Raw genomic sequence first — 12395 nt, 5'->3', positions numbered from 1 at the left:
CCGTGTCTGTAAAGAGTAGAAAGGGCTAAACAATGGATAAAACGCTTGAGTAAGGGAGGTGATATGACACACCAGATTGCTGAATAGTCATCGCATGTCTGATGTAGTTCTATTCAGCCCGTGGATGGGCCGTCGGCCCGGGTAACTGCTCAAGAAACTTCAAAACTCAAAATGCTGGGAGGGTGCAAACATGAAACGACACGCCTTTACGCTCATCGAATTGCTGGTGGTTATCGCGATTATCGCGATACTGGCGGCGATTCTGTTCCCCGTGTTCGCACAGGCACGGGAAAACGCCCGCAAGGCGAAAAGCATCAGTAACCTGAAGCAGCTGGCGTTGGCGCACCAGATGTATGCGCAGGACTACGATGAGACGCTCTGCCCCACTATAGGAGGGGGGCATCCGGATGGCGGTCTCTGGCACTGGCCGGAACTGGTGTATCCCTACACCAAGAACGGTGGTGAGAAGCGACGCAACCCGGATGGCAGCTGGTTTGACCCTTACCACCCCGATAACTGGCGAGAGTTCGCCAGTATCGTCGTGTCGCCGGCGTGGAGCAAAACCGCTCCGTCGGTGGACGGCGCAGGGGTGCGTCTGTCCGATATCTGCGGCGGCGACCCGAACAACTGCAAGACAACTCCGCAAGCGCCCATCTTTTCCTATGCTATGAACGGTTCCATCTCGCATGTCTTCTGGGCTTACGACTGGGGTTGCCCGCAGGGCTGGTACAACTGTAGCGAGGACCTGGCGCAGCCGGGACGATTGGCGAGCTTCGCCGAGCCAGCTCAGTTGATCCTGCTCAACGAATCGTTCGATGAGACCGCCAATAACACGGGTGAGTTTGGTCCTACCTTCGGCTGGCGCAAAGCACAGGACCGCTACAACGGCACCACTGTCGTGGCGCTCGTCGACGGGCATGTGAAGACGGTGAGGGGGTCTAACCGAATGTACAGCACCGAGACGTATCCCGGCCACAACGCCTGCTCCAACTCGTGGGGCAACATGAACCAGGAGATGCCTGGTTCGCCTATCGCCGGCTGCGTGAAGAACAAACCGGATGCCCAATTCTACTTTGCGCCGCGCAGTGGGCGGTAATCCGTGACTGAGAGGGGGCAGGCGTATGCCTGTCCCCTTCTCGATGGAGGCTACAATGGACAGACAGAAAATGGCGTTGCTGGTGCTTGGGGCAGTCGTCGTGCTGGCTGTGGCGGTGGCAGTGTGGAGTTTGCGGCAAATGCCGGGAGGCAAGGTAACCCCTGAGGCAGCCCGAAAAGCGACCGCGCTGGAACATCAGATTGGAGCAGTTCAGAGCAACCCCAACGTACCGCCCCAGGTCAAGCAGTGGCTGGAGTATAACGCCCGCCAGCAGCAGGCTCCTGCAGCAAACTACGGGCGTTAACACAGAGAAGAAACCCTTGCTGCTTTCGGCTGCGGTACGATAATATACAAACAGGAGGAGCCATGAGAACGGCTAAAAAGTCGCCTACGATTCGAGAGGTTGCCGAGGCGGCAGGGGTTTCCATTTCTACCGTCTCCAATGTGCTTTATGGCAAGCAGGGGTTTTACTCTCAGGAGACGGCGCAGCGCGTGTGGGCTGTGGTGGAGCAGCTGGGCTACCGCCCCAACCGCCTCGCGCGCAGCCTAGCCCGCCGGCGCACCTTCACTATCGGCGTCGTGGCGGAAAGACACCTCGGTTTCGTGTCCCATAACGCCTACTTTGGGTTGATACTGGACGGCATTCTGCACAAAGCAACCGAGCACGAGTACCAGGTGAAGATTGTCCGGGTACCCGCAGACAACCCCGAGAAGGCGATGGACTACATTGTGGATGGATCGGTGGACGGGGTGGTTCTGGTCGCCCTTTTCGCAGACAATCCCGTCCTCCGGCTGATGGAGAAGAGCGACGTTCCCACCGTAGTGGCAGGGAGTATCCCTCCGACGGTGAAGCTGCCCTGCGTGGACGTGGAAGACATCGCGGCGACCTATCAGGCGGTACGGTGGCTGATCGAGCTGGGGCACCGGCGCATCGGCATCATCACGGGCGACATGAGGCAGTGGAGCGCACGACGGCGCGAGCAGGGCTATCTGATGGCGCTGCGCGAAGCAGGCATCGAACCCAACGCGGCATGGCGTTTCGAAGGCGACTACCGTATCGAGTCGGGAGAGGTGGGCATCGTGCAGCTGTTACGCACTGACCCACGTCCGACCGCGGTGGTGTGCGGCAACGATAAGATGGCTATCGGCGCCCTGCATGTATTGCGCGAATTGGGCGTGAGGGTACCAGAGGACATCTCCCTCATCGGCTTTGACGACTCCGAAGAGTCCGCCTTTATCTCTCCGGCATTGACCACCTTTCGGCAGCCCATGTTCGATATCGGTTTGAAGGCAGCCGAACTCCTACTGCAGCAAATCGAGACGGGCACACGCATTTCACACAAGCTGCTGCTACCTGCGGAGCTGGTCGTGCGCCAGACGGTTGCGCCGCCCCCGCCCAGTTACGGTAGCTTCTCCAGTGCCTCCAGTGCTTCGCGGTAGACTTTCAATCGCTCACCGTTCCGCGTCAGCACCAGCCAGACAAGCATTTCTTTGCACTCTTCAGCCTCCATGCGCCACTCTTCCATCGCCGTCAGATGCGCCCCCTGCCTGCCGCAGTCCATCACCTCCACGTATCCTTCGTCGGATGGCTGTACCAGCAGCAGTGTCGCCCCCGTTTGACCATGCTGTACCGCCGCCCATCTGCCGCTGCGGATATCTACCGAATAGTCGCTCCGACGTCGTGTTGCTTCCTGACCACCGCGCTCGTAAATCGCCAAAGCCTCTTCACGTTGTCCCGAGGGTTGACACCAGACTGCCACGCCAAACGAGGCGCGTCTCTCAGCCGTGGTGAGGTTGTATATGCGCAGCCGCACGGCGAGCAGGTTGCTGCCGGGCAACGTCAGGTACTCGCACTCCAGGCGTAACCAGCGCCAGTCGCGGTGCCGCGGCTTTGTAGCCACCCGAACCCCCTTCCACGCGAAACCTCTTTCCCCGTTGACTTCCACCGGCTCCGCTGTGAACAGGGCGTCGTCCAGGATACGGCTCCACAACTCGTCACACACCGGATGGATGCCCCCAAACCAGGGATTGAACCAGAGGAACGGTTGCGCCTCGGGGTATGCGCTGAGCAGATGGTTTGCACCGTCCGCTTCCAGCGACACCAGCGAGCCGCCGAAGTGCGGCGCGACCTGCAAACGCATCTTCCCGTTGTCCACGACGTACACCTCGCCGTCCTGCTGAACGGAAAACGCACAGCGCGAATCGCCCGCTTTCAGCACCGGAAGAGAGAACTCGCGCGAGGTGGTCTCTGTATCCAATACCGCCTGCACCACAAAGGCATCGTTACCCGCAAGCATGGTCACCATCTGAATCCGCTCATGGAAGGGACGCTTCAGATTCACGTTTTCCAGCACGAACTGCGCTTTCCGGAAGGTAGCCAGCGGCGACTGTAGGCGGAGTGTGCCGGTCAGCGATTTCAGTCGCCGGTGGTACACGCTCAGTGTCACGTGTGCCTCATCTTCCAGTAACAGCAGGGGTACAGGTTCGAGCCGAACCTCGGTAAGCGGAACCACAGGAAGCGCGGAAGGTATGTCATCCTCCAGTTCGGCAAGCCTCCCCCACCATCGGCGTACGTCCTGCCAGCTTCCGGCTTCCGGCAGCAGGTACATGGCAGGCAAGAAGAAGCCATTCTGTGGAGGCACATCCGACACCATGAGGTCTTGAGATATCTGCTGGGGATTTATCTCCTGTTCATGGCACTCTTCCCATATCACTCCCACAGCGCGCCCATCTTCCTCCCACGCAATCCACGGCTCAGCGTACTCTGCCTCGCTTAAGGGCAGGTCGGTATAGCCCAGCGGGAACTCGCCCCAGCCCTCTATCGGTTCGTGAAGGATGCCCTCTTTCAGAGGGATGGCTATCCGACGGCTTCGTGGAGCACCCGTCGTAACCCGCACCTTACCGGAGAAGGGCTTTTCGCCGATATTGACCACTCGCCACTGCACCCGCAGCACCGACGATGCAGTGAGGGTAATCCACTTCTCCAGTATCAGCTGGGGATCGTCGGCGGTCGGCATCTCGATGACGAGGGTCGACGCCCCGGCAGACTCCTTCAGGCGTGCGGAGAAGGTTCTCGGTATCTGCTGCCATCCTTCGAAAGGCGGTCCGAGCGAACCTGCATCCTGCCATATCACCTCCCTGTCCAGCAGGCGGTGACGAACCCGCAGTGTACCTCCCTGCAACGAAATGCTGACCGTCAGTGTGGTGTTCTCCAGCACTGCCTCATTCGATTCGGGCAGGATACTGCCCAACACTTTGCCGGTATCCAGCACTCGCAGGGCAATCTGTTTGGGGCGACAGCGAAGAGGTGCTTCAAAACCGACTTCCCGCGCCTTCTGCTCGTCCAGCGCCTCTTCCACCATAACCTGCAAACGAGGGGTGAGAACGCCGGATTCGTAAGGGGTTACCACCATGGTGACCGCGCTCCAGCTCTCTGCCTCTATCTCAAAAGGCATCTGCGGGGTTCCTGTGATTAGCCCCGGAAACTGTTCCAGCAGTACTCGCCCCCTGATGGGGAAAGGCAGGTAGCTGCGCAGGTTGACCGTTACCCTCTCCGGCTTTCCAAAGCGAAGACCGCAGCCGTTGAACAGGATGTCTATCGCAGGCAAGATGCGTACGCCGCTGCCCAGCTCTATCGTCATACCATCCAGCAGAAGCGTGGAGCGGATTTTAGAGGCGGGGCGGTTCGCATCAGAGGGGCGAGCCTGTGGGTGCAGACGGTATTCACGCTCCAGTGTCAGACGCTCCCGTATCACTGCTCCCTCCTGTACCTCCAGCAGGATGCCTTCCTCGCCCCGTGCAATGATACCCACTGTCATCGGGTGAGGTTGTCTGTTCTCTATCTCCCAGCGTGCTGTGGCTCTCAGTCCCGCCGCCAGCCTTGCGCAACCTGTGGAACACGAGACCGACAGCCGGTTGGTTTCCACCGCCGTTACCGCTTCCGCCTCGCGGTCTATCACCACCCGCAAAACCTCGTTGTCCGCTTCCCACTCGTAGATATAAACGGGGACGTCCTTCCATCGCTGGTCATCGGGTTGCACCGACAGGTCGCGCCGGAAGGTTCTGTACCAGTCGTGTCGGGCAAAGAACTCCTGAGCGATGGGCAGAGTGAGGATAGTCGGGATGAAGTTTTGCATGTACACGCTGGTATCGGGCTTCCAGAAGAAGCCGGTCTTCTTGTAGAGCGGCACCGCCTGCAAGTTGCCAGGCCAGGTGTGCAGAGTCAGCTGCTTGTAGCCCAGCTCCACGGTACGCTTCAAGATGGTGAGAATGAGGTCACGCCCCAACCCCTTACCTTGATGCGCCGGGGAGACGTTCAAAAGGTCGATATATGCTACCTCTTTTTGCCCTTTCTGGGCATAGAGGTCGCCATAGCCGACGAGCCGTCCGTCATATTCCACCACGAATATCGCCAAACGCGAAGCGTTTCCCATCCAATGCTGGACGTGCTTCGCAGTGAGAGGTACTCCGTGAGTGAAGCCCTCGGGCCAGGCTTTGTCCGATTCGTTCCACATCTCGGCGAGCTTGCGGGCGTCTTCAGGGTCATCCCGCCGATATTCACGGATGAGGTATTGCATCTGTGTGCCTCCGGACAATCTGGCGAAATCCTGTGGATTCAAACCTTTAGCAGTGTATCGGTTACCGGGGAGATTGTCAAGGAGAGGAAGGCAGTAATACCCAGCCGGTCATCGCAGGCACCCTGAGGGACAGCCGTCCGTTGCGCTCCACCGCAAAATGGGATGATGTCTTGCTTTCATCAGAGCGCAGCACGATGCGAAAAGCGCGTACCTCAGTGGGCACTTGCAGTCGAACGCTGGCTGGCTTCTCTCCGTTATTGATAACCACCAGCACCTGCTGTTTGCCCTGCCTGCGCAGGTAGGCGTACACGTTCTGTTTATCATCGGTGAGCAGGGTGTTCCACTCGCCACGCCGCAGGGCAGGCAGCTGCTTGCGCAGGCGGATCAGGGCGGCGACGTAATCGCGCAATGCCCTGCCTTCCGCAGAGGGGTTCCAGTCCATCGGGCGGCGGTTATCGGGGATGTTGCCGCCTTCCATGCCCACCTCATCGCCGTAGTAGATGGCGGGTGCGCCGGGCAAGGTCATCTGCAGCAGGAATGCCAGTCGCACCGTGCGCCAGTCACCGCCGCACGCGGTTCGCAAGCGATGTGTGTCGTGGCTGCTCAGCATGTTGTACATGCCGCAGGTCACCGCGCGAGGATAGGTCATCGCGAGCAGGCGCAGCTTCTCATCCAGCACGGACGGCGCAATGCGCCGGTATGCCACCCAGTCCAGCACCACCCCGCGCCAGGGATAGTTCATCACCGCGTCGAACATGTCTCCCCGCAGCCAGTGGGTGGCGTCGCCCCAAATCTCACCGATGATAACGGCATCGGGACGCACCCGCTTGACCTCCCGCCGAAACACGCGCCAGAAGTGGTCGGGCACTTCGTTCGCCACGTCCAGCCGCCATCCATCCAAGGGGACTCGTCGCATCCATCCGGTAATTATGTCCAGCAGATAGCGGCGCACCGCGGGATTCTCGTGGTTCAACTTGGGCACATAGGGGATGTTCCACCAGGCGGAGTAAGGAGGCGGGTTCTCAATCCTCACTGGAAAACGGTGCACCGTGAACCAGTCGCAGTAGGGAGACGCTTCCTGCTTCTCCAGCAGGTCCCGAAAGGCGAAGAAGAACACGCCCACATGATTGAACACTCCATCCAGCACCAAACGCATTCCCCGTCGTTTCAGTTCACGCGAGAGGGCGAGGAACGCTTCATCGCCGCCAAGGTGGGGGTCTACCCGGGTGTAGTCGTCGGTGTCGTATTTGTGGTGGGTCACGGAGGTAAACACAGGCGTGAGATACAGCGCGGTCACGCCCAGCGCGTGCAGATAGTCTACCTTTTGCACGATGCCCCACAGGTCACCACCGAAAAACTCGTCCGTGCGTCCCGTCTCGTCCAGCGGCCGGGTGGGGTCGGGGTCGTTGGACGGGTCGGCGTTCAGGAAGCGGTCAGGCACAATCTGATAGAAGATAGCATCCGCCGTCCACGCTGGCACCTGCACACGGGGCACGCGATTCGGCTGGAGCAGAAACCACCGGGCAGGCTTGCGGTCGGTCGCCCCTTCGGGAGACAGCCAAACCCGACGCGCGCCGTCCTGCACCCAGAACAGATACTCCGCCGGGCGCATAGGCACACCGAGCCGATAATACTCGAACAGCGTATCTCGCGCCACGCGGGGCATCTGCCGGGTGACGAAGCGCTTGCCTTCCCGCAGGGTTATCTGCACCTTCTGCACGTCATTGCGGCGCGTGCGCAAGGTGATTATGGCGTTCGCCCCATCTGCGTGCAGGTAAAGCAGTTCCGTCGGCTGATGTCGCAGCGCAGAGCGCGTCACGTTGCCGTCTCCCAGGAGAGCGGGCGGATTGACCACCCTACCCTCGACGATGAGCAACGAATTGATGTTGCCCATGCCGTCGTCCACATTTTGGGTGGCGTTGGGGTCGGTGCGCCAGTCAGTGCCGTTGACCACGAATTTGTACTGGTAGACGCCGGGCATCAGGTGCAGGGTGAGCGTCCACAGTTTGCCATCGTCGCTGCGCATGGGGTTACGCTGGAACTGCCAGTCGTTGAACGTGCCTGCCAGATAGACGATTTGCGCGGGCTGCTCCAGCTTCAGGCGGAAGGTGACGGGGATTCCTTCCTGTGCCCATACACAGGAAACAATCAGCAACCAGAACAGGGTGGCGAGAAGGCGGTATCTGCTTTTCATCTTCTACGTGGTCTGCCTTTCCACCAGATGACAGGGCACGATGTAGCGGCGCTGAGGCACTTCCCGTCCTTCAACCAACTTGACCAGCACATCGGTCGCCATCTGCGCGAGGGCGCGGATATCCACCGCCACCGAGCTGAGTGGGGGATCCACGTACTGGCAGAATGGCGAATCGTTAAAGCCGATGATTGCCAGCTGCTGCGGGATGCACACGCCTCGTTCCTTCGCTGCCCGCAGCGCACCGATGGCGACCAGGTCATCTACCGCCACCACCGCCGTCGGAGGGTTGGGAAGGCTCAGCAGTCGGCTCATGGCACGGTAGCCATGCTCCTCGGAGAAATCGCCCCACACCACCAGGTCAGGAGAGTACTTCAACCCAGCCTCTTCCAGCGTGCAACGGTATCCCGCATGGCGGTCTTCACAGACGAATATCCCGCGAGGTCCGCTGATGTGGGCAATCCGCTCATGCCCTTTGCGGATGAGGTGCTCCGTCGCCATCCGCCCCGCTCCCACGTTGTCGTTATCCACCGAGTAGACGGCGTCGGTGGGTTCGTAGCGACCGATAAGCACGAAGGGGAAGCCCTCCTGCAACAGACGGGGCATGCGTTCGTCCTGCGTCTGGGGTTCCACGAGGATGAGCCCGTCCACTCGCCGCGTCCGAAGCAGTTCCTCGTAAATGGCGCGTCGGGACTGGATGGCGCGGGCGGCGTCGACGCAGAGATGATAGCCCGCTTTGCCACCGAATTCGATGAGCGCGGCAATCAGTGCGCTGAAGAAGGGGTCACCAGCAAGCCGTCGGGGCGAGCGGTGCACGACCAGCCCCAGAATGCCGCTGCGCTGGGAACGGAGCGACTGTGCGCGGGCATCGGGCACGTAGCCGTGCTTCTCGATGACCGCCAGCACCCGCTGGCGCAATTCCTCGTTGACGCGCGGGTCTCCACGCAGCACCCGCGAGACGGTCGCCTGCGACACCCGCGAGAGCCGGGCTATCTGGTTTTGCGTCAGTTCCGGCATCGTTCAGGATTGGAATACGTATTCCGCTAAACAGTATATCCAGGTCAGGGCAGCATGTCAAGGCTTGCTATCGGTATAATATTCCTGTTATCAGCAGCGCGGAGGAACTGGCATGATCGAACGCTATACCCGCCCCGAAATGGCGAGTATCTGGGACATCGAGCACCGCACACAGAAATGGCTGGAGGTCGAGCTGGCGGTCTGCGACGGGCTGGCGGAGTACGGCTACATCCCCCGCGAGGCGGCGCAGACCATCCGCGAGCGTGCCCGTTTTGACCTGCAACGCATGGCAGAACTGGAGAAGGAGACCCGCCACGATGTGATGGCGTTTGTGCGCAATGTGGAAGAGAACATCGGACCCGAAGGGCGCTACGTGCATTACGGCATCACCTCGTACGACGTGGTGGATACTGCACTGGCGTTGCTGCTTCGCGATTCGTGCGACCAGCTGCTGGCGCGCGCCCGCCGTCTCGCGGAGGTGATTGCCCGTCTCGCTAAAGAACACAAATATACTCCAATGATTGGGCGCACGCACGGCATCCATGCCGAACCCATCACCTTCGGTTTCAAACTGGCGGGCTGGTATGACGAGATGCAGCGCAATCTGCAACGGCTGCACTTCGCCCGTGAGATGGTGAGCATGGGCAAGGTGTCGGGAGCGGTAGGCATCCACGCCAATGTGGACCCGCGCGTAGAGGAATACGTTTGCGCGAAACTGGGGCTGAAGCCTGCGCCCGCTTCCACGCAGATTATCTCCCGCGATGTGCACGCCACCTATCTCAGTACGCTCGGCATCCTCGCCGCCTCGCTGGAACGGTTCGCCACCGAGCTGCGCAACCTGCAGCGCACCGAAATCCTGGAGGTGCAGGAGTACTTCGCGCCGGGGCAGACCGGTTCGTCCGCCATGCCGCACAAACGCAATCCCTGGAACTGCGAAACCGTGTCGGGGCTGGCGCGGGTGGTGCGCGGATATCTCATCCCCGCACTGGAAAACATCGCCACCTGGCACGAGCGCGACCTGTCCAACTCCAGCGTGGAGCGCATCATTCTGCCCGATGCCAGCATTCTGGTGGACTGGATGATGTGGAAGTTGACCGATATTCTGGAACATCTGGCGGTTTTCCCCGAGAACATGAAACGCAACATGGAGAAGTTCGGCGGGCTGGTGTTCAGTGAGCATGTGATGCTGGCGCTGGTCAGCAAGGGACTGTCGCGGGAACAGGCGTACAAACTGGTGCAACGCAACGCCGCGAAGGCGTGGGAGGGTGTAGACTTCCAGCAGAGCCTGAAACAGGACGAGGAGGTGCGCCGGGTGCTGAGCGAAGAGGAGATTGACCGTTGCTTTGACCTGCAGCACCACCTGCGTCACCTGGATGTTACCTTCCAGCGTCTGGGGCTGGAATAGACGGTCGGTGTGTGGAGGATCCATTGGCCATGGTCGGTTGCCGTGCTTCTTTTGCCATCACAGAACGTCCCGGCTAAACGGAAAAGCCCCCTGACCGTTCGGTCAGGGGGCTTCATTAGCTCCTGGCGACGTCCTACTCTCCCAGCGGGTTGCCCCGCCAGTACCATCGGCGCTGGAGGGCTTAACGGCCGTGTTCGGGATGGGAACGGGTGTTTCCCCTCCGCCATGGTCACCAGGAAACATCTGGTGTGAGCCACTGGAGAGCTGCACAGGGGTTGGCATCACGGGCAAAGCGTGAATATGGTCAAGCCCTCGGACTATTAGTACCGCTAGGCTGAACACGTTACCGTGCTTACACCTGCGGCCTATCCACCCGGTTATCTTCCGGGGTCCTTACCGGGTTACCCCGTGGGAGGTCTCATCTTGGGGCGTGCTTCGCACTTAGATGCTTTCAGCGCTTATCACGACCCGACATAGCTACCCAGCGTCTGCCCCTGGCGGGACAACTGGTACACCAGAGGTCGGTCCGTCCCGGTCCTCTCGTACTAGGGACAGCCCCCCTCAGACCTCCTGCGCCCACCGCGGATAGGGACCGAACTGTCTCACGACGTTCTGAACCCAGCTCGCGTACCGCTTTAATAGGCGAACAGCCTAACCCTTGGGACCTAATCCAGCCCCAGGATGCGACGAGCCGACATCGAGGTGCCAAACCTTGCCGTCGCTGTGAGCGCTTGGGCAAGATAAGCCTGTTATCCCCGGGGTAGCTTTTATCCGATGAACCCTGGCCCTTCCACTCAGCGCCAGAGGGTCACTAGGCCCTGCTTTCGCATCTGCTCGAGAAGTCTCTCTCACAGTTAAGCTCCCTCTCTACCCTTATGCTCTCCGTGTGATTTCCAACCACACTGAGGGAACCTTTGGACGCCTCCGTTACCTTTTAGGAGGCGACCGCCCCAGTCAAACTACCCGCCTGTGACTGTCTCCGAACCGGATGACGGTTCGGGTTAGCGTTTCAGATGGTCCAGGGTGGTGTTCCATGGGCGCCGAAGCTCCCACCTACGCTCTACAAGACAACCCAAAACGCCATCACAAGGTGTAGTAAAGCTCCACGGGGTCTTTCCGTCCTACTGCGCGTAACCTGCATCTTCACAGGTACTACAATTTCACCGAGCATCTCGCCGAGACAGTCCCCAAGTCGTTACGCGTTTCATGCGGGTCGGTATTTAGCCGACAAGGCATTTCGCTACCTTAGGACCGTTAGAGTTACGGCCGCCATTCACCCGGGCTTCCATTTGGGGCTTCGGGGTTGCCCCCTGACCCCTCCTGTTAACCTACGGGCATTGGGCACGCGTCAGCCCCTATACATCGGCTTTCGCCTTAGCAGAGACCTGTGTTTTTGGTAAACAGTCGCCTGGGGTGCTTCGCTGCGGCCTCGGCTCATCACCAAGGCGCCCCTTGTCCCGAAGTTACGGGGCCCGTTTGCCTAGTTCCTTGGCGGGAGTTCTCTCGCGCGCCTGAGTATCCTCTACTCGCCTACCTGTGGCGGTTTGCGGTACGAGCGGATGAAGTTCAACGACCGTCAGGGCTTTTCTCGGCTCCCCTCCGTTCCAGTTCGTTCACGCCGAAGCGATCCCTTCCCGCCTAAAGCGCGATCCTGCGCGTTTTCGCCGCGCCACGCACTCTAAGCGCCCACAACAACCAACGGTGTGGGATGGAACTTCAAGAAGCGTCCCCCTTGGTCTCCCTTCATCCGGGGACGGAATATCAACCGTCTTCCCATCGGCTACGCCTTCCGGCCTCACCTTAGGTCTCGCCTAACCCCCCGACGACGAGCGTTGCGGGGGAAACCTTAGGCTTTCGGCGCACGGGATTCTCACCCGTGTTCTCGCTACTTATGCCTGCATTCGCACTCCAGTGCGCTCCAGCAGTCCTCACGGTCTGCCTTCACGGCACACCGGACGCTCCCCTACCGCGCCCCCGAAAATATCGGAAGCACCCACGGCTTCGGGACACGGCTTAAGCCCCCTTACATTGTCCGCGCAGGATCACATTCGGCCAGTAAGCTGTTACGCACTTTTTAAAGGATGGCTGCCTCCAAGCCAACCTCCTGGC

Annotated in this window: 6 protein-coding genes, 2 rRNA genes and 1 pseudogene; 4 read left to right on the top strand and 5 right to left on the bottom strand. The window is 60.2% G+C overall.

The window, feature by feature from the left end:
* Positions 1–190: 190 nt before the first annotated feature.
* The 3 genes and pseudogenes from K6U75_10585 to K6U75_10575 all read left to right on the top strand — a co-directional run bounded on the left by K6U75_10585 (position 191) and on the right by K6U75_10575 (position 2536).
* Positions 191–373: pseudogene (locus K6U75_10585) on the top strand (DUF1559 domain-containing protein).
* A 778-nt stretch (positions 374–1151) separates the two neighbouring features.
* Positions 1152–1400: a hypothetical protein gene (locus K6U75_10580; protein MCL6475482.1), complete on the top strand. Its 249-nt coding sequence runs from the start codon at positions 1152–1154 to the stop codon at positions 1398–1400.
* Positions 1401–1462: 62 nt separating this feature from the next.
* Positions 1463–2536, top strand: a complete 1074-nt coding sequence (locus tag K6U75_10575) for a LacI family transcriptional regulator (GenBank protein MCL6475481.1) — start codon at positions 1463–1465, stop codon at positions 2534–2536.
* Here K6U75_10575 and K6U75_10570 read toward each other — a convergent pair.
* The 3 genes from K6U75_10570 to K6U75_10560 form a co-directional block, all read right to left on the bottom strand.
* Entirely contained in the window at positions 2497–5673 is a 3177-nt protein-coding gene (locus K6U75_10570; GenBank protein MCL6475480.1) for a GNAT family N-acetyltransferase, read from the bottom strand. The genes K6U75_10575 and K6U75_10570 overlap by 40 nt on opposite strands.
* A gap of 76 nt (positions 5674–5749) precedes the next feature.
* On the bottom strand, positions 5750–7867 hold the full coding sequence (locus K6U75_10565) for an alpha amylase N-terminal ig-like domain-containing protein (protein MCL6475479.1): 2118 nt from the start codon (positions 7865–7867) through the stop codon (positions 5750–5752).
* Positions 7868–7870: 3 nt separating this feature from the next.
* Positions 7871–8881, bottom strand: a complete 1011-nt coding sequence (locus K6U75_10560) for a LacI family transcriptional regulator (GenBank protein ID MCL6475478.1) — start codon at positions 8879–8881, stop codon at positions 7871–7873.
* Positions 8882–8993: 112 nt separating this feature from the next.
* Here K6U75_10560 and purB point away from each other — a divergent pair, with 112 nt between their 5' ends.
* Positions 8994–10286 carry an adenylosuccinate lyase gene (gene purB, locus K6U75_10555; protein MCL6475477.1) on the top strand — a complete coding sequence of 431 codons (1293 nt, stop codon included), beginning with the start codon at positions 8994–8996 and terminating at the stop codon, positions 10284–10286.
* A 120-nt stretch (positions 10287–10406) separates the two neighbouring features.
* Here purB and rrf read toward each other — a convergent pair.
* Positions 10407–10523 (bottom strand): 5S ribosomal RNA (rrf, locus tag K6U75_10550).
* Positions 10524–10586: 63 nt separating this feature from the next.
* Positions 10587–12395, bottom strand: a 23S ribosomal RNA gene (locus K6U75_10545); the annotation flags it as partial.

This window comes from Bacillota bacterium, assembly GCA_023511455.1.
Lineage (GTDB): Bacteria > Armatimonadota > HRBIN16 > HRBIN16 > HRBIN16 > HRBIN16.
This window is presented reverse-complemented; position numbering and strand designations above follow the sequence as displayed.

Coding starts and splice junctions, on each gene's coding strand:
- K6U75_10580 (MCL6475482.1), top strand. CDS start 1,152: ATGGACAGACAGAAAATGGCGTTGCTGGTGCTTGGGGCAGTCGTCGTG.
- K6U75_10575 (MCL6475481.1), top strand. CDS start 1,463: ATGAGAACGGCTAAAAAGTCGCCTACGATTCGAGAGGTTGCCGAGGCG.
- K6U75_10570 (MCL6475480.1), bottom strand. CDS start 5,673: ATGCAATACCTCATCCGTGAATATCGGCGGGATGACCCTGAAGACGCC.
- K6U75_10565 (MCL6475479.1), bottom strand. CDS start 7,867: ATGAAAAGCAGATACCGCCTTCTCGCCACCCTGTTCTGGTTGCTGATT.
- K6U75_10560 (MCL6475478.1), bottom strand. CDS start 8,881: ATGCCGGAACTGACGCAAAACCAGATAGCCCGGCTCTCGCGGGTGTCG.
- purB (MCL6475477.1), top strand. CDS start 8,994: ATGATCGAACGCTATACCCGCCCCGAAATGGCGAGTATCTGGGACATC.